The organism is Streptomyces sp. AC1-42W (genome assembly GCF_003248355.1).
Lineage (GTDB): Bacteria > Actinomycetota > Actinomycetes > Streptomycetales > Streptomycetaceae > Streptomyces.
Window position 1 is genome coordinate 3,001,387 of the sequence record NZ_QKWY01000002.1, and the last position, 17,813, is coordinate 3,019,199.

The 17,813-nt window shown below is 72.1% G+C and carries 16 protein-coding genes; 10 read left to right on the forward strand and 6 right to left on the reverse strand.

Annotated features, from left to right (window positions below):
- The first annotated feature begins 502 nt into the window (after positions 1-502).
- Positions 503-796: a LuxR C-terminal-related transcriptional regulator gene (locus tag DNK56_RS31275; protein WP_146610407.1), complete on the forward strand. Its 294-nt coding sequence runs from the start codon at positions 503-505 to the stop codon at positions 794-796.
- A gap of 93 nt (positions 797-889) precedes the next feature.
- On the opposite strand, the gene DNK56_RS31280 is transcribed toward DNK56_RS31275, so the two are convergent.
- Both DNK56_RS31280 and DNK56_RS31285 read right to left on the reverse strand, forming a co-directional pair.
- Positions 890-1,456 carry a TetR/AcrR family transcriptional regulator gene (locus tag DNK56_RS31280; protein ID WP_342211093.1) on the reverse strand — a complete coding sequence of 189 codons (567 nt, stop codon included), beginning with the start codon at positions 1,454-1,456 and terminating at the stop codon, positions 890-892.
- Between the two features lie 166 nt (positions 1,457-1,622).
- Positions 1,623-2,849 (reverse strand): MFS transporter, encoded by a 1,227-nt coding sequence (locus DNK56_RS31285; RefSeq protein ID WP_241990145.1) that lies wholly within the window; start codon positions 2,847-2,849, stop codon positions 1,623-1,625.
- A gap of 318 nt (positions 2,850-3,167) precedes the next feature.
- Here DNK56_RS31285 and ggt point away from each other — a divergent pair, with 318 nt between their 5' ends.
- The gene (gene ggt, locus DNK56_RS31290) at positions 3,168-4,985 is read left to right on the forward strand and encodes a gamma-glutamyltransferase (RefSeq protein WP_111339124.1); all 1,818 of its coding nucleotides are present in this window, start codon (positions 3,168-3,170) and stop codon (positions 4,983-4,985) included.
- An 8-nt stretch (positions 4,986-4,993) separates the two neighbouring features.
- Here the strand turns inward: ggt and map are convergent, their stop codons facing one another.
- Positions 4,994-5,761, reverse strand: coding sequence for a type I methionyl aminopeptidase (gene map, locus DNK56_RS31295; RefSeq protein ID WP_111339125.1), 768 nt, complete (start codon positions 5,759-5,761; stop codon positions 4,994-4,996).
- A 60-nt stretch (positions 5,762-5,821) separates the two neighbouring features.
- Here map and DNK56_RS31300 point away from each other — a divergent pair, with 60 nt between their 5' ends.
- The 5 genes from DNK56_RS31300 (at position 5,822) to DNK56_RS31320 (ending at position 10,947) form a co-directional block, all read left to right on the forward strand.
- Entirely contained in the window at positions 5,822-6,103 is a 282-nt protein-coding gene (locus tag DNK56_RS31300) for a helix-turn-helix domain-containing protein (RefSeq protein ID WP_111339126.1), read from the forward strand.
- Positions 6,104-6,321: 218 nt separating this feature from the next.
- Positions 6,322-7,164 (forward strand): nitrilase-related carbon-nitrogen hydrolase, encoded by an 843-nt coding sequence (locus tag DNK56_RS31305; protein WP_111339127.1) that lies wholly within the window; start codon positions 6,322-6,324, stop codon positions 7,162-7,164.
- Positions 7,161-8,441, forward strand: coding sequence for an aspartate aminotransferase family protein (locus DNK56_RS31310; protein ID WP_111339128.1), 1,281 nt, complete (start codon positions 7,161-7,163; stop codon positions 8,439-8,441). The genes DNK56_RS31305 and DNK56_RS31310 overlap by 4 nt, the downstream gene beginning before the upstream one ends.
- 77 nt (positions 8,442-8,518) lie before the next feature.
- Positions 8,519-9,919 carry a dihydropyrimidinase gene (gene hydA, locus DNK56_RS31315; protein ID WP_111339129.1) on the forward strand — a complete coding sequence of 467 codons (1,401 nt, stop codon included), beginning with the start codon at positions 8,519-8,521 and terminating at the stop codon, positions 9,917-9,919.
- Positions 9,920-9,930: 11 nt separating this feature from the next.
- Positions 9,931-10,947: a TIGR03842 family LLM class F420-dependent oxidoreductase gene (locus DNK56_RS31320; protein ID WP_111339130.1), complete on the forward strand. Its 1,017-nt coding sequence runs from the start codon at positions 9,931-9,933 to the stop codon at positions 10,945-10,947.
- A 4-nt stretch (positions 10,948-10,951) separates the two neighbouring features.
- Here DNK56_RS31320 and DNK56_RS31325 read toward each other — a convergent pair whose 3' ends face one another.
- Complete coding sequence (locus DNK56_RS31325; RefSeq protein WP_111339131.1) at positions 10,952-11,761, reverse strand: hypothetical protein; 810 nt, start codon at positions 11,759-11,761, stop codon at positions 10,952-10,954.
- 117 nt (positions 11,762-11,878) lie between these two features.
- Positions 11,879-12,943 carry a lipoate--protein ligase family protein gene (locus DNK56_RS31330; protein ID WP_111339132.1) on the reverse strand — a complete coding sequence of 355 codons (1,065 nt, stop codon included), beginning with the start codon at positions 12,941-12,943 and terminating at the stop codon, positions 11,879-11,881.
- A 252-nt stretch (positions 12,944-13,195) separates the two neighbouring features.
- On the opposite strand from DNK56_RS31330, the gene DNK56_RS31335 reads away from it, so the two are divergent.
- Both DNK56_RS31335 and DNK56_RS31340 read left to right on the forward strand, forming a co-directional pair.
- Positions 13,196-14,473, forward strand: coding sequence for a glycoside hydrolase family 16 protein (locus DNK56_RS31335; protein WP_111339133.1), 1,278 nt, complete (start codon positions 13,196-13,198; stop codon positions 14,471-14,473).
- A 98-nt stretch (positions 14,474-14,571) separates the two neighbouring features.
- The gene (locus tag DNK56_RS31340; protein WP_111339134.1) at positions 14,572-15,402 is read left to right on the forward strand and encodes an inositol monophosphatase family protein; all 831 of its coding nucleotides are present in this window, start codon (positions 14,572-14,574) and stop codon (positions 15,400-15,402) included.
- 42 nt (positions 15,403-15,444) lie between these two features.
- On the opposite strand, the gene DNK56_RS31345 is transcribed toward DNK56_RS31340, so the two are convergent.
- Entirely contained in the window at positions 15,445-16,287 is an 843-nt protein-coding gene (locus DNK56_RS31345) for a nucleotidyltransferase domain-containing protein (protein WP_111339135.1), read from the reverse strand.
- A gap of 87 nt (positions 16,288-16,374) precedes the next feature.
- Between DNK56_RS31345 and DNK56_RS31350 the strand changes: the two genes are divergently transcribed.
- Complete coding sequence (locus DNK56_RS31350) at positions 16,375-17,808, forward strand: phytoene desaturase family protein (RefSeq protein WP_111339136.1); 1,434 nt, start codon at positions 16,375-16,377, stop codon at positions 17,806-17,808.
- The last annotated feature ends 5 nt before the right edge of the window (positions 17,809-17,813 follow it).

A 17,813-nucleotide genomic window follows, 5' to 3' on the forward strand; every position in this document is an offset into this window, starting at 1 on the left:
ATACATCGGAACCTGCGCTCGATCCCTGGCGCGATGAGCATCGATAGGGCTCTGGAATTCCAGGGTGTCAGGGACCGCCGGCGCGCCCGTAGCGCCACTTTGGCCGGATGGATCAAGGGAGGCTGGCCGGCCGAAGCGGGAAGTTGCTGCGCCGTGCGCGTTCGGCGGACATCGGCTCACCTCTCCCGGAAGGGGGAGAACAGCAGATTGGGAACGGGGTTCCTTTCCCGACCTCACTGTAGGGGGAGCCGGTTGTTCAATCCAGTGCAATATGTGCAAGGTGGATTTGCTTGAGGTGGAATCGACGCTTTCCCCGAACGGGAGACGAAGGTTGGTTTAGCGGGCAACATAATGCTGTGATGTATCTCACGTTTAATTCATGGCTTCCGTTTCGGTGCATATACTGATTTCGCAACGAGAAATCGTTCATGGGCGAGGTGTGGGCGACGTGCTCGCCTGTGCGCCCTTGATGAGTGATGGCCATTCATGACAGGGGGAAAATGTGTCTCGTGAATCCCGTCAGATGTTAGAAGGGCAGCTCTCCGTCCTGGGTTCCGAACGTGCGACGACGGATCGCGTGTTGCGGAGGGCGCCCTTTCCGCTCACGCCGCGCGAGCGTCAGGTCCTCGATGAGATCAAAGAGGGGAAATCGAACAGGATGGTCGCGCGTTTGCTGGGGATATCCGAGCGAACCGTCAAGGTCCATCTGCATTCGATATTTATCAAGTTGGACGCGGCATCCCGCACCGAAGCTGTCATCGAAGGCATAAGGAGCGGCTGCATCAGCCTGCACTGACCAAACGGTGAGGGCCCCCGGCGCATCGCGCCGGGGGCCCTCACCATGTGCGTCGGATGTGACCGGCCGTGTTCCGGGGGAACCGGCCAGTGCTCAGGGGGTGCCAGCCGACAGTGTGCGCGCCAGGGAGAGCGTGAGCTGGGCGGTCGTGACCACGAGCTCCTCGTCGATGGGCGCACCGAGCACGAGTACACGGAAGTACAACGGGCCGAGGGAGAGATCGATGAGGTGGTCGACCCCCCGGTCCGCAACCGTGATGTCCTCACGGGCGAGGAGGTCGCGGAGCCCGGCGGCGTCCCGTTCCCGTTGTTCCCGCAGGAATCCGGAGCGCAGCGACGCCGCGGTGTCCTCGTTCAGTTGGGCGTGACCCAGAAGGGCCTGCAGCACCTGTCCGGCCGGCTCCTGGAAGAAGTCGGCCACCCGCCGGAGGTGGGACGTGAGCGCCTCCTCGGCGCCGGCGTCGGTGTCCGGGCGCCATTCCAGGGCCTCGCGGGCGTCGTCGGTGAGAGTGTCGAGAAGGATGTCGACCTTCGACTTCCACCAGCGGTAGATCGTCTGCTTGGCCACGCCGGCACGCTGGGCGATGCCTTCGATGGTCAGGGCGGAGAACCCCCGCTCGACCAGGAGGTCGTCCGCGGCGTTCAGTACGGCCAGCCGGATGCTCTCGCTGCGGTAGGGTCCGGTCCGGCTGGTGGCCGTGGTCGCCCCACCGGCCGGTCGTGGTTTCCGCGTGGTACCGATGGCTCCGTCAACCCTTCACGTCATGTCCGTCCCCGTAATTCTGTCACAGCGGGGGTCCGCCGCGGCCGAGCGCGGCGAACCCCGGTCAGGCGGTTTCGCGCCCGGTCCGCACCAGGCTGAGCAGCACGCCGAGGGAGAGCGCGGCGACGACCGCGCTGAATGTCTCACCGGCGGGGCGCAGGCTGGTCTCGCGGATCAGGATGCCCACGCCGATCGCGGGCACCGCCAGCATCGAGTAGAGGATGGCGAAGAAGGTGGACACCGACGCGCCGCGGTGCTGAGGGGCGCTGCGGGTGGTGATGCCGCTGATGCCGTGTCCGACCGCGATGCCCGTCGCCAGTCCGTTGACGATGGCCCCGGCGAACAGCGGGGTGAGTGTGCTGGTGGCCATCGCGGTGGCGATCAGGACGGCCGCGACGATCAGGCCCAGGCAGGCCGCGGGCAGGGCGGTGCCGGGCTTGAGGGTGCGGACCAGGAGCTGGCCGAGCGCGGTGCACGCGAAGGCGGCGAAGACGACGAGGCCGGTCAGTGAGTGGCTGGACTCGTGCAGCACCGTGCCAAGGAACAGGCCGGTCACGGCGGTCAGGACGCCGAGGACGGCGAAGCCGGCGCCCGCCGCCATCGCCGACCGCAGGAAGTCGGACCGGATCTCGCCCGGGATGTGCAGGGGCTGGAACTGCAGCGAGAAGCCGGACCGGTGGGCCGAGCTCTCATCGTTCAGCAGGACGCCGACGGCGGCGATGGCGGCGAGGGCCAGCATGGCGACCCAGGGGGTGCGCAGCGGAGACGGCGCGAGGTCCGCCAGAATGCCCGCCAGCAGAGTGCCGCACGCGAGTCCGCCCATGTTCGCGAACAGGGCGATGGTGGCCGGCTTGACGCGGCTGTGCTGCCCGAGCCGCTCGGCGAGTGAGGCCGTCGCGGCGCCGGTGATCAGTGCCGCGGAGAACCCGGAGATGATCCGGGCGACGATCATGGCGGTGACGTTCTGCGCCAGCAGGAACACCACTGCCGCCATGACGGACAACAGGGTGGCGGCGACGAGCACGGGACGACGCCCGATCTGGTCCGAGAGCCGGCCGAAGACCAGGAGTCCGAGGACGACCCCCAGCGCGTAGACGGCGAAGATCACGGTCACGGTGAACGGTGTGAAGCCGAACTCGTCGCCGTAGAGCGGGTAGAGGGGGGTGGGCGCGGTAGTGCCCGCCATGGTGATCCAGAAGGCGAAGGCCACGCTGAACGCGGCGAGGCCGGTGCCACGTGCTGTCGCTGGCGCGCCGGTCCGGTCGCCGGCGCGAACGGTCGAGTTTCCCACTGCGGTGGCCTCTCATGAGCGATGGAAGAGCGGAAGGGAGTGGTGCGGGCGGCCGCCCGCACCATCGGGGAAACGGCTTCGGGGCACAGGTGTGCCGTACGGGCGTGCGCACAGGTATGACGCACGCACATGACAAGACTTGCCGTTGCGTCTACTCAGAGGCTAGACCAGTCGGTGCGTCTATTCAATGCGCTCGACGCACGGCAGGGAATGGGTGGACCGGGCCGGTGGCTGTCGGGCCTTCGGGTTCGAGGCGGTCCTGACGATGCGGGGGCGGCGGCGTTACTCTGCGCGGACGATCCTTCACCGGAGGTACGCATGCGACGTTCCGTCAGGCGAAATGTGTCGTTGGCGGCGGTTCTCGCCGCCACCCTGTCCGTCGGGGCCGCCGCCCCGGCCTCGTCCGCCCACCCCGCCCACGCCCCGGCGCCACCGGACAAGTCGCCGGTCGCGGTGGGGTACGGGGGCGCCGTCTCCAGCGTGGACGCGGACGCCACCGCCGCCGGCATCGAGGTGCTGCGCAAGGGCGGCAACGCGGTGGACGCCGCCGTGGCCACGGCCGCCGCGCTGGGCGTGACCGAGCCGTACTCCGCGGGGCTCGGCGGCGGCGGGTACTTCGTGTACTACGACGCCCGCACCCGTACCGTGCGGACCATCGACGGCCGCGAGACCGCGCCGCGCAGCGCCGACTCCGCCCTCTTCCTGGAGAACGGCAAACCGCTCGCCTTCGCCGACGCCGTCACCAGCGGGCTGGCCGTCGGCACCCCCGGCACGCCCGCCACCTGGGACACCGCCCTGGACGCCTGGGGCAGCAAGTCGCTGCGGAAGGTCCTCGCGCCGGCCGAACGCCTCGCCCGCCAGGGCTTCGTCGTCGACGAAACGTTCCGCTCGCAGACGGCGGGCAACGAGGAGCGGTTCCGGGACTTCCCGGCCACCCGGAAGCTGTTCCTGCCCGGCGGGAAGCTGCCCGAGGTCGGCGCGGTCTTCCGGAACCCGGATCTCGCGCGTACCTACCGGGAGGTCGGCCGCGAGGGCGTCGCCGCGCTGTACAAGGGCGAGCTGGCCCGCGACATCGTACGCACCGTGCGCAACCCGCCCGTCGACCCCGCGTCCGACCGGGTCGTCCGGCCCGGCGACCTGACCGCCCGGGACCTGCGCTCCTACCGCGCGCTGCGGCAGGCGCCCACGAAGGTGAACTACCGGGGGCTCGACGTGTACGGCATGGCACCGTCCTCCTCCGGCGGCACGACGGTGGGCGAGGCCCTCAACATCCTGGAGTCCACCGACCTCGCGCGGGCGAGCGAGGAGCGCTACCTCCACCGCTTCATCGAGGCCAGCCGCATCGCCTTCGCCGACCGGGGGCGCTGGGTCGGCGACCCCGCGTTCGAGGACGTGCCGACCCGCGGCCTGCTCAGCCAGAGGTTCGCCGACGCGCGCGCGTGCCTGATCCGGGACGACGCCGTGCTGCCCAGCCCGCTCGCACCCGGCGACCCGCGCCACCCCGGCGCCTGCCGCTCCGCGGGGAAGGCCGCGCCGACCACGTACGAGGGCGAGAACACCACCCATCTGACGACCGCCGACAAGTGGGGCAACGTCGTCGCCTACACCCTGACCATCGAGCAGACCGGCGGCAGCGGGATCACCGTGCCGGGGCGCGGCTTCCTGCTCAACAACGAGCTGACCGACTTCTCCTTCGCCCCGGCCGACCCGGCCGTCCACGACCCGAACCTCCCCGGTCCCGGCAAGCGCCCCCGCTCGTCCATCTCGCCGACCATCGTGCTGCGGCACGACCGGCCGGTGCTGGCCCTGGGCTCACCCGGCGGCGCCACCATCATCACCACCGTCCTCCAGTCGCTGATCGGCACGGTGGACCGGGGGCTGCCGCTGGTCGAGGCCATCGCGGCGCCGCGGGCCAGCCAGCGCAACGCGGCGGCGACCGAACTGGAACCGGCGCTGTGGAACAGCCCGCTGCGGGCGAAGCTGGAAGGCATCGGACACGTCTTCAAGCTCAACCCGGAGATCGGCGCGGCCACTGGTGTGCAGCGGCTGCCCGACGGGCGGTGGCTCGCGGCGGCCGAGAAGGAGCGGCGCGGCGGCGGCTCCGCGATGGTGGTGAGGCCCGCCGGGCGGCCCTGACGGGATGCTCAGAGCGCGGTGAGGATACGCGGTCCGTCGTCCGTGATCGCGACGGTGTGCTCGGCGTGCGCGGCGCGGCTGCCGTCCGTCGTACGCAGGGTCCATCCGTCGCGGTCCGTCCGGAACGTGTCCACGCCGCCGCCGATCAGCATCGGTTCGATGGCCAGCACCATGCCGTGGCGCAGGAGCATCCCGCGCCCCGGCCGGCCCTCGTTGGGCACCCCCGGGTCCTCGTGCATCTCGCGGCCCACGCCGTGTCCGCCGAACCCCTCGGGGATGCCGTAGCCGGCGGCGCGGCAGACCGTGCCGATGGCGTGCGCGATGTCGCCGATGCGGTTGCCCGCGGTGGCCGCCGCGATGCCCGCCGCCAGGGCCTCGTACGCGGTGTCGACGAGCCGGGTGTCGGCGGGGCGGGCCCGGCCCACGGTGAAGCTGATCGCCGAGTCGCCGGCCCAGCCGTCGAGCGTCGCGCCCGCGTCGATGCTCACCAGGTCGCCGTCGCGCAGCCGGTAGTCGGTGGGGATGCCGTGCACGATGGCGTCGTTGACCGACGCGCAGATGACGGCGGGGAAGGGGACCGGGGCGAAGTGCGGCCGGTAGCCGAGGAACGGCGAGCCGGCGCCGGCCTCACGCAGCACCCCGCGCGCCACCTCGTCGAGTTCGCGCAGCGAGACGCCGGCCGCGGCCGCCTCCCGCGCGGCCGTCAGCATCCGTGCGACGACCCGGCCGGTCGCCCGCATGGCTTCGATGGATGTGTCCGTCTTGAGTTGCACCATGCCAATTACTATACCGGATTCCAATTACTATACCGATCCGGTCGGTATTAGAATGACGGCATGGTCCGCACCCCCCTGACCCCCGAAGAGCGCCTGCGCGGCGAACGGCTCGGCCGGCTGCTGCGCGAGGCGCGCGGCGCCCGCAGCATGACCGACATCGCCGCCCGGGCCGGCATCTCGGCGGAGACCCTGCGGAAGATCGAGACCGGCCGCGCCCCCACCCCCGCGTTCTTCACCGTCGCCGCGCTGGCCGGCGCGCTCGGCCTCTCCATGGACGAACTCCTGCTGCGCTGCACCCCGGAACCGGAGGCCGTACCGGCGGCCGTCCCGCTGGCCGGCTAGCACCCGGCGCACCGGCGGTACGTCACCCGCGCAACCGTGGTACGCGCCCGGCGCGTCGCGTACTGGCCCGCACGGGTGTGAAACATGATCGACTCGGCCGGTTCACGGCGATGGTCTTGCCCCGCCGTGTGGTGGGGCCTACGTTCTCCCGTACGCACGTGTTCTACGGGCGTAGAAGCATCAAGAGGCTCTCTGACGCCGCGTCGAAGGAGCAGCTCATGTCCCACGTCGTACGCGCCGCACTCGTCCAGGCGACCTGGACGGGCGACACCGCATCCATGATCGCCAAGCATGAGGAGCACGCCCGCGAGGCCGCCCGGCAGGGCGCGGGCATCATCGGCTTCCAGGAAGTCTTCAACGCCCCCTACTTCTGCCAGGTCCAGGAGCCCGAGCACTACCGCTGGGCCGAACCGGTACCGGACGGCCCGACCGTACGGCGGATGCGGGACCTCGCCCGCGAGACCGGCATGGTGATCGTCGTCCCGGTCTTCGAACTGGAGCAGTCCGGCTTCTACTACAACACCGCCGCAGTGATCGACGCGGACGGCTCCTACCTCGGCAAGTACCGCAAGCACCACATCCCGCAGGTCGAGGGCTTCTGGGAGAAGTACTACTTCAAACCCGGCAACGCCGGCTGGCCCGTCTTCGACACCGCGGTCGGCAAGGTCGGCGTCTACATCTGCTACGACCGGCACTTCCCCGAGGGCTGGCGCCAACTCGGCCTGGGCGGCGCCCAGATCGTCTACAACCCGTCCGCCACCTCGCGCGGCCTCTCCGCCTATCTGTGGCAGCTGGAGCAGCCCGCCGCCGCCGTCGCCAACGAGTACTACGTCGCCGCGATCAACCGCGTCGGCCGGGAGGAGTACGGCGACAACGACTTCTACGGCACCAGCTACTTCGTGGACCCGCGCGGCCGGTTCGTCGGCGACGTCGCCTCCGACAAGGAGGAGGAACTCGTCGTACGGGACCTGGACCTCGGGCTCATCGACGAGGTCCGCCAACAGTGGGCGTTCTACCGGGACCGCCGACCCGACGCGTACGGGGGGCTGATCGAGCCGTGAGCAGCCTCCACCACCGCCACCTCGCCGTCAGCCCCGACTGGCTGGCCCTCTACTACCGCCACCCGCTGGAGATCACCCGCGGCGAGGGCCGCCACGTCTGGGACGCCGACGGCAACCGCTACCTCGACTTCTTCGGCGGCATCCTCACCACCATGACCGCCCACGCCCTGCCCGAGGTCACCAAGGCCGTCAGCGAGCAGGCCGGCCGGATCATCCACTCCTCCACGCTCTACCTCAACCGCCCGATGATCGAACTGGCCGAGCGCATCGCCTCGCTCTCCGGCATCCCCGACGCACGGGTCTTCTTCACCACCTCCGGCACCGAGGCCAACGACACCGCCCTGCTGCTCGCCACCACGTACCGCGGGTCCAACCAGATCCTCGCGATGCGCAACAGCTACCACGGCCGGTCCTTCTCCGCCGTCTCGATCACCGGCAACAACGCCTGGTCGCCCACCAGCCTCTCGCCGCTCCAGACCCTGTACGTGCACGGCGGCGTTCGCACCCGCGGCCCCTACGCGCACCTGAGCGACGAGGAGTTCACCGCCGCCTGCGTCGCCGACCTGGAGGACCTGCTCGGGCACACCCGCGCCCCGGCCGCCCTGATCGCCGAACCCATCCAGGGCGTCGGCGGCTTCACCTCACCGCCGGACGGCCTGTACGGCGCGTTCCGCGAGGTCCTGAACCGGCACGGCGTGCTGTGGATCTCCGACGAGGTGCAGACGGGCTGGGGCCGCACCGGCGAACACTTCTGGGGCTGGCAGGCCCACGCGCAGAACGGGCCGCCGGACATCGTCACCTTCGCCAAGGGCATCGGCAACGGCATGTCCATCGGCGGCGTCGTCGCCCGCGCCGAGGTCATGAACTGCCTCGACGCCAACTCCATCTCCACCTTCGGCGGTTCACCGGTCACCATGGCGGCCGGGCTCGCCAACCTGGGCCACCTCGTCGAACACGACCTCCAGGGCAACGCCCGGCGCGTCGGCGGGCTGCTCATCGAACGGCTGCGCGCGATCGGCGCCACCTCGGGCCGGGTGCGCGAGGTACGCGGCCGGGGCCTGATGATCGGCATCGAACTCGTCAGGCCCGGCACCGACGAGGCCGACCCGGAAGGCGCGGCGGCCGTCCTGGAGGCGGCCCGCGAGGGCGGCCTGCTCATCGGCAAGGGCGGCGGCCACAACACCAGCGTGCTGCGCATCGCCCCGCCCCTCTCCCTCGCGATCCCGGAGGCGGAGGAGGGCGCGGAGATCCTCGCCGAGGCACTGCGCGCGGTCTGACCGCCGACCACGGCGCGGGCGCGGGCCCCACGGCCGGCGCCCGCGCCCCACCCGCAGGACAACGAGGAGGGGTACCCATGAGCCGTACCGTCATCCGCGGCGGCCTGGTCGTCACCGCGTCGGACGAGATGCACGCGGACGTCCTCGTGGACGGCGGCCGGATCGCCGCGCTCGCCGCCCACGACAGCGACGAGGCCGCGGGCTGGACCGCCGGCCGGACCATCGACGCCACCGGCAAGTACGTCATCCCGGGCGGCGTGGACGCCCACACCCACATGGAGATGCCGTTCGGCGGAACGCGGGCCGCCGACACCTTCGAGACCGGCACCCGCGCCGCCGCCTGGGGCGGCACCACCACCATCGTCGACTTCGCCGTCCAGTCGGTCGGCCGCCCCCTGCGCGAAGGACTCGACACCTGGTACGCCAAGGCGGACGGCAACTGCGCCATCGACTACGCCTTCCACATGATCCTCGCGGACGTCAACGAGTCCTCGCTCAAGGAGATGGACCTCCTGGTGGGGGAGGGCATCACGTCCTTCAAGCTGTTCATGGCCTACCCCGGCGTCTTCTACAGCGACGACGGGCAGATCCTGCGCGCCATGCAGCGGGCCGAGTCCAACGGCGGCCTGATCATGATGCACGCCGAGAACGGCATCGCCATCGACGTCCTGGTCGAACAGGCGCTCGCCGCCGGCCGCACCGACCCCCGCTACCACGGGGACGTACGGAAAGTGGCGCTGGAGGCGGAGGCCACGCACCGGGCCGTCCAGCTCGCCCGGGTCGCCGGCGCGCCGCTGTACATCGTGCACGTCTCCGCCGACGAGGCCGTCGCCGAGATCGCCGCGGCACGCCACCAGGGGCGGCCCGTCTTCGGCGAGACCTGCCCGCAGTACCTCTTCCTGTCCACCGACAACCTCGCCGAACCGGACTTCGAGGGCGCCAAGTACGTCTGCTCCACCCCGCTGCGGCCCAGGGAGCACCAGGAGGCGCTGTGGCGGGGGCTGCGCACCGGCGAACTGCAGGTCGTCTCCACCGACCACTGCCCGTTCTGCTTCTCCGGACAGAAGGAGAGGGGCCGGGGCGACTTCTCGAAGATCCCCAACGGCATGCCCGGCGTCGAGAACCGGATGGACCTGCTGCACCAGGCGGTCGTGGACGGGCACATCTCACGCCGCCGCTGGATCGAGATCGCCTGCGCCGCCCCGGCGAGGATGTTCGGCCTCTATCCCAAGAAGGGCACGATCGCGCCCGGCGCGGACGCCGACATCGTCGTCTACGACCCGACGGCCGAACAGACCGTGTCCGCCGCCACCCACCACATGAACGTGGACTACTCCGCGTACGAGGGAAAACAGCTCACCGGCCGGGTGGAGACCGTGCTCTCGCGCGGTGAGCCCGTCATCGACGGCCGTACGTACACCGGCCGCGCCGGCCACGGCAGCTACACCCCACGCGCCACCTGCCAGTACCTGAACTAGGAGCACGCGGCATGGACTTCGGACTCGTCCTCCAGACGGACCCGCCCGCATCGGCCGTCGTCGGCCTGATGCGCCGGGCCGAACGCAACGGGTTCCGCCACGGCTGGACCTTCGACTCGGCGGTGCTCTGGCAGGAGCCCTTCGTCATCTACAGCCGAATCCTCGAACACACCGACCGCCTCACGGTCGGCCCGATGGTCACCAACCCCGGCACCCGTACCTGGGAGGTCACCGCCTCCACCTTCGCCACCCTCAACGACATGTACGGCAACCGGACCGTGTGCGGGATCGGCCGGGGCGACTCCGCGATGCGCGTCGCCGGGCGCAGCCCCCACACCCTGGCCCGCCTCGGCGAGGCCATCGACGTCATCCGCGACCTGGCCGAGGGCCGCGAGGCGACCGTGGACGGCAACCCGATCCGCATCCCCTGGGTCAGGAACGGCAGGCTGCCCGTCTGGATGGCCGCCTACGGCCCCAAGGCCCTCGCGCTCGCCGGGCGGAAGGCGGACGGCTTCATCCTCCAGCTCGCGGACCCCTACCTCACCGAGTGGATGATCAAAGCGGTACGGGAGGCGGCGGCCGGGGCCGGACGCGACCCGGACGCGGTCACCATCTGCGTCGCCGCCCCCGCCTACGTCACCGCCGACGACTCGCCCGAGGCCCTGGCCCACGCCCGCGACCAGTGCCGCTGGTTCGGCGGCATGGTCGGCAACCACGTCGCCGACCTCGTCACCCGGTACGGCGAGCACTCGGACCTCGTCCCGGACGAGCTCACCGCGTACATCAAGAACCGCCAAGGCTACGACTACAGCCACCACGGGCGCGCCGGCAACCCGGACACCGCGTTCGTCCCGGACACCATCGTGGACCGCTTCTGCCTGCTCGGGCCCGCCGCCGCCCACATCGACAAGCTGCGCCACCTCCAGGCGCTGGGCGTGGACCAGTTCGCGGTGTACGCCATGCACGACGCCCGCGAGGCCACCATCGACGCGTACGGCGCCGAGGTGATCCCCGCGTTCACCGGCTGACCGTTCACACCGGGGAGGAGGTCCGGCCCAGCAGGGCGCTGACGTCGTACGACTCCGAGGGCGACGGCGTGTTCCGGGGGACGGGCACGTCGAAGTCCGAGAGGTTCACCACCGCGTCGGTGCCGTCGCCGCCGTTCAGGGTGAGCCGCAGCGGGTACGGCTTGCCGGTCGCCGCCACGTCCACGGTGAGCGTCATGTCGCCGCGCATCCGGGTCAGCGGCACGACGGGGGTGTCACCGAGGGTGGTCCTCGCGCCCTTGTTGAGGGTGCCGCTGTCGTCGTTCGCGTTGTCGCTGACCAGCTTCTGCACGGTGTTGAGGTCGCACGTCTTCGTCAGGCCGCGCAGCCGGGGGCTGTCGGCGGGCGCCTTCAGATAGCGGTCGCCGACGATGGCCGCGAAGGCCGAACCGCCGTTGGGCACCTGGTTCTTCCAGAAGTCGGCGTCCGGCTTGAGCCACACGTCGTCACCGCGCTTGACGATCAGCACCGAACCCCGGCTCTCACCCAGGTCCACCGAGCCGTTGCAGTTGCCGTCCCGGTCCAGGGTGAGATCCAGGGACATGGGCTCGCCGTCCTCGCCGAGGTCGCCGCGCGAGGTCACATGCACCGACCGCGCGTCCAGCAGCGCGTCGCGCGAGCGGTCGGCGATCTGCTGGGCGGTCAGATGGTCGATGTCCTCCGCGTGGGCCACGCCGCCGAGCGCGCCGCTGCCCGCGGCGGCCACCAGCACCGCCGCGGCCCACGCCGCCGGGCGTCGGCGCCGCGCGGAGCGGCGGTCCGATTCCGCGTGGGGGCCCGAAGATGAACCGGTCACGTCGCCTCCTCGGAGCGAAGGGTCGTGGGGGACCGCCGGGTGACCGCGGTCCCGTCCCGTCGAGCGTACGCCGGAGGAGTGAACACCGCCCGTTCGGACCGGGCCGGGCGCCGGACCCTACGGCACGCGGGCGGTCCACGCGTCGTCCGCGAACTTCGTACGGACCAGCTCCCGCGCCCTGGCCAGCTCCTCGGGCGTCACCCCGCCCCGCGTCAGACCGTGCCGGTCGCGGAAGGACTCGATCATCCGCTCGATCACGGCCTGGCGCGGCAGCCCGGTCTGCCGGCGCAGCGGGTCCACCCGCTTCTTGGCGCTCTTCGTGCCCTTGTCGGACATCTTCTCCTTGCCGATGCGCAGCACCTCCAGCATCTTGTCGGCGTCGATGTCGTACGACATGGTCACGTGGTGCAGCACCGCGCCGGGGCCCCCGTCCGGGCCGACCACGCGCTTCTGCGCGGCGCCGGCGATCTTGCCGACCTCGGTGGCGATGTCGTTGAGCGGCTGGTACCACGCCTTGATGCCCATGTCGCCCAGCGCTTCGAGCACCCAGTCGTCCAGGTATGCGTAGCTGTCGGCGAAGGAGAGCCCGGAGACGAGGGACTGGGGCACCGCCAGCGAGTACGTGATGGTGCTGCTCGGCTCCGCGAACATCGCGCCGCCCCCGGAGATCCGGCGTACGACCGTGACGCCGTGGCGCTCCACGCCCTCGGCGTCCACCTCGTTGCGCAGCGACTGGAAACTGCCGATGATCACCGCCGGGGAGTCCCACTCCCACACCCGCAGCGTCGGTGGCCGCCGGCCCGCCGCCACCTCCGCCGTGATGACCTCGTCCAGCGCCATGTGCAGCGCGGGGGACTGCGGGGCGTCGTGGATGAGCTGCCAGTCGTAGTCGCTCCACTCCGTGGCCCGGGCCAGCGCCCGGCGCACGGCGACGGCGACGCCCTCCGACGTGAGGCCGAGCATCACCGTGGACTCCGGGAGCGCCCGGTCGATCCTGGCCGCCAGGGCCGCGGTGTCCGTGGTCGCCGGGGCGCCCTCCAGCGCCGCGTCGATCGCGAGGATCGCCTCGTCCGGCTCCAGGAAGAAGTCCCCGGCCACCCGGACGTTCCGCAGCGCCCCGCCCTCGACCTCCAGGTCCACCACGACCAGCTTGCCGCCGGGGATCTTGTACTCACCGTGCACGGTCCTGCCTCCACTTCCGCCCGGCCCGCTCGCCGACGTACGGGCCCCGGCCTGCGACAACGCCACGGTCCCACGGAATAGTCCACCGGCCGCGCCCGGACCCGCCGCGCGGCGCGCCGCGCCGGTGCCGCCGTCGCTTCGACTCCTGTGGTCCGTACCGGAGTCTTGACAGCCCCTTTCTTCACTTCTTAAATCACGTAGCGAACCAAGTGCTCGGTAACCCTTCCCCCCTCACACCCGGAAGGGAGAGTCATGGACTCCCCACGCCTTTCGCGGCACCTGCTGCGCTCCGTACTCCCGGCCCTCGCCCTCGCCCTCGCCACCGCCGGACTGGCCGGCGCCGGAGGTCCCGGCCCGGCGGACGCCGCGCCGATGGCCCAGGCCGCCGCGGCCGCCACGACGACGTTCGCCGACGAGTTCGACGGCCCCGCGGGCGCCGCCGTGGACAGCGGCACATGGCAGATCGAGACCGGCGACAACGTCAACAACCACGAGCGGCAGTACTACACCTCCGGCAACAAGAACGCCGCGCTGGACGGGCAGGGCCACCTCGTCATCACCGCCCGCAAGGAGAACCCGGCCAACTACCAGTGCTGGTACGGCACCTGCCAGTACACCTCGGCACGGCTGAACACCTCCGGCAGGTTCAGCCAGGCGTACGGACACGTCGAGGCGCGCATGAAGATCCCGCGCGGCCAGGGCATGTGGCCCGCCTTCTGGATGCTCGGCAACGACATCGGACAGGTCGGCTGGCCGAACTCCGGCGAGACCGACGTCATGGAGAACGTCGGCTTCGAACCCTCCACCGTCCACGGCACCCTGCACGGTCCCGGCTACTCCGGCTCCGGCGGCATCGGCGCCGGCTACACCCTGCCGGGCGGCCAGGCGTTCGCCGACGCCTTCCACACCTTCGCCGTGGACTGGGCCCCCGACTCCATCACCTGGTCCGTCGACGGCAACGTCTACCAGCACCGCACCCCCGCCGACACCGGCGGCAACACCTGGGCCTTCAACAAGCCGTTCTTCCTCATCCTCAACCTGGCGGTCGGCGGCTACTGGCCCGGCGACCCCGACGCGAGCACCCCCCTCCCCGGCACGCTCGTCGTCGACCACGTACGCGTCACCACCAGCGACAGCCAGGGCGGCACGGGCGGCCGGATCACCGGCCTGGCCGGCAAGTGCGTGGACGTCGCCGCGGCTGGCACCGCCAACGGCACCCCCGTCCAGCTCTACGACTGCAACGGCACCGCCGCCCAGCGCTGGACCGCCGGCGCCGACGGCACGATCCGGGCCCTCGGCAAATGCCTCGACGTCGCCTCCGGCGGCACCGCGGACGGCACCCGGGTGCAGCTGTGGGACTGCAACGGAACGGCCGCGCAGAAATGGGCGATCAGCGGCGCACGCGACATCGTCAACCCGCAGGCGAACAAGTGCCTGGACGTGACCGGCAACAACTCCGCCAACGGCACCCCGCTCCAGATCTGGACCTGCGCCGGCACCGCCAACCAGAAGTGGACGGTGAACGGCTGACCGGAACGGGGTGAACGGCCGGTCGGCCCCGGCCCCCCCCGGGCGGTCCGGTCCGGCCCCCCGGCGCACCCCGCCCGCCCGCATGATTGGCTGGGGGCATGATCGATGACTTTCTCAACGGTGACCTGACCAGGGTCGAGGCGGCGGTCCGCGCAGCGGCCGCCGCCGAGATCATGCCCCGCTACCGGCAGCTCGCCGCCGACGAGATCGTCGAGAAGAACGGCCCCCACGACCTGGTGACCGTCGCCGACCGGCGCGCCGAGGAACACCTCACCGAATCCCTGCCCCGGCTGCTGCCCGGCTCGGTGGTCGTCGGCGAGGAAGCGGTGCACGCCGACCCGGCCGTGTACGAGGCGCTGAGCGGCGACGCCCCCGTGTGGATCGTCGACCCGGTGGACGGCACCCGCCAGTTCGTACGCGGCGAGCCCGGCTTCTGCACCCTGGTGGCACTGGCCCACCGGGGCGAGGCGCTGGCCTCCTGGACCTACGCCCCCGCCCTCGACGAGATGGCCGTCGCCGTCCGCGGCCGGGGCGCGACCCTGGACGGCACCCCGATACGCTCCGGCTCCCCGGAACCCGGCACCGTACTGCACGTGGCGATGTCGCACCCCGACTACACCACCGACGAGCAGAAGCGCGCCCTGCGCGGGCTGCGCACCGAGGGCTTCGCGGCCCTGCGCCCCTGCGGCTCGGCCGGCCTCGAATACCTGGCCGTCGCCCGCGGCGAGGTCGACGCCCTGGTCTACGACTGGGAGTACGCCTGGGACCACGCGGCGGGGCTCCTGCTGGTCGCCGAGGCGGGCGGCGCGCACCTCACGCTCTCCGGGGGGCCGTTCCGGATCGCCGGGGGCAACGCCATGCCCTTCACCGCCGCCCGCGACCGGGCCACCGCCGACCGCATCCTGACGGCCCTGCGCGAAGGCGCCTGACCCGCCCGACCGGGGCCGGAGGCGCGGCCGGCCGCCGCCGGGTCAGCCCGCCGCCGCCCCCAGCACCGCCCGCACCTCGCGCACGACCTCCGACGCGGTCTCCACCGCCGCCGTGTCCAGCCCCCGCAGGGCCGCGTCCACCCGGTCCGCGAAACCGGCCGGGGTGCGGGGCAGGGCGGCGGCCGCGGCCAGCGCCCCCTTCTCGTTGAGGCACCAGGTGCGATGGTGGGCGTGGAGCGCCTGGGCGAGGACGCCGAACGCGCGGGACAGACAGAGCGAGACATGCAGCCGGTCGCCGGACGGCGCCGACTTGCGGGCCGCCGCGACCGCGAACTCCGCCTCCCAGGCCGCCCCGGCCAGCGCCTCGCGCAGCGGCTCCGGATAGACCGACGTCTGCGCCCGCAACGCCGTCAACTCCCCGCCCGGATCGGACAGTACGCGCCCGAGGGCGACCTCGCCCGGATAGGCGGGGGACCAGAACCCGAGCGGATGGCCCGGCTGCACCCCCACCTCGAACCGGCCCGCCCGGCAGTCGTCCCAGACCCGCTCGACCCGGTCCAGGTCGCGCAGAATCCAGTCCACCTGGACGCCGTCCACCCGCAGCCACGCCCCGCCGTCGACCCACGGCCCCCAGCCGCCCGGCCCGGCCACCTCGACCGGGGAGCCCTGGAACGCGGCGGCCAGCGCGGCGAGGGCCGCGACGTCCGGCGTCCCCCGGTAGTAGAGGCCCACATCCCAGTCGGAGTCGGGGCGATGGGTGCCGCGGGCCCGGCTGCCGCCGAGCATGACGGCCCGGACACCGGGCACTTGGGTCAGGCGAGCCGCCATCGCGGCGATCCGGTCGGGCGGGGCGAAGGGCGTGGTGGGTGCGTTGTCCGAGGTCATCGGGCAGGGACACTACCCGCCCTCCGGCTGTCGGTGCCTGCGAATATCCTGGGTGCTTTGACCGTCGGCTGACAAAGGAGTCCGAAGGTGCCGTCGATGCTCGATGTGGTCGTGGTGGGCGCGGGCCCCAACGGACTGACCGCCGCAGTCGAACTGGCCCGCAGGGGCTTCGCCGTAGAGGTCTTCGAAGCCGGCCCCGAAGTGGGCGGCGGAGCGCGTACGGAGGAGCTGACGCTCCCCGGCTTCCGGCACGACCCCTGTTCGGCGGTGCACCCCCTGGCCATCGGCTCGCCCGCCTTCGACACGATGCCGCTCGCCCGGCACGGCCTGGAATGGCTCCAGCCGCCCCTCGCCCTCGCCCACCCCTTCCCGGACGGCACCGCCGCCGTGCTCGCCAAGTCGGTCGGCGAGACGGCCATGGCGCTCGGCTCCGGAGACGCGGGCGCCTACCGCCGCCTCCTCGCCCCCTACCTCGGCCACTGGGACACCCTCGCGCAGGACTTCCTGCGCACCCCGTGGGACGGGCTGCCCCGCGACCCGTACCGCTGGGCCCGCTTCGGGCTCGACGCGCTCCAGCCCGCCACGCTGCTCTCCCGCCGCTTCCGGGGCGAGAAGGCGCGCGGTCTCCTGGCCGGGCTCGCCGCCCACGCCATCGCGCCCACGACCGGCCTCGCCACGGGCGGCATCGCCCTGCTGTTCGCGCTCGCCGCCCACGAGCGGGGCTGGCCCGTCCCGCGCGGCGGCTCCCAGGCCATCTCCGACGCCCTCGCCGGATACCTGCGGGAGCTGGGCGGCACCATCAGGACCGGTACGGAGGTCCGGCGCCTGGACGAACTGCCGCCGGCCCGCGCCTATGTCTTCGACACCTCGCCGACCGCGCTCGCCCGGATCGCCGGCCTGGGCCGCGCCTACCGGGACTACCGCTACGGCGCCTCCTGCTTCAAGATCGACTACGCGCTCTCCGGCCCGGTGCCCTGGACCGCCGAGGAGGCCCGCCGGGCCGGCACGGTGCACATCGGGCCCACCGCCGGGGAGATCGACGACGCCCTGCGCCGCGCGGTCACCGGCCTCGACCCGCGCGTCCCGTTCCTGATCACCGCTCAGCCCGGCCTCGTCGACCCCTCCCGCGCCCCCGAGGGCAAGCACGTCTTCTGGGTGTACGGACACGTCCCGGCCGGCTGGGAGGGCGACGCCACCGACGTGGTCGAACGCCAGCTGGAGCGGTTCGCCCCCGGCTTCCGCGACCTCGTGCTCGCCCGCGCCGTGGCGGGCCCGCCCACCCTCGCCCGGCGCAACGCCAACTACGTGGACGGGGACATCGCCTGCGGCGCCTTCGCGGGCCTCCAGACCGTCATCCGCCCCAAGCTCGCCCGCGTCCCGTACGCCACCGCCCACCCGGCGGTCTTCCTCTGCTCCTCGGCGACCCCGCCCGGCCCCGGCGTGCACGGCATGCCCGGGCACCACGCGGCCAAGGCGGTCTGGCGCCGGCTGCGGCAGGCCGGGGAGCCGGTCCGCCGCTGACCCGC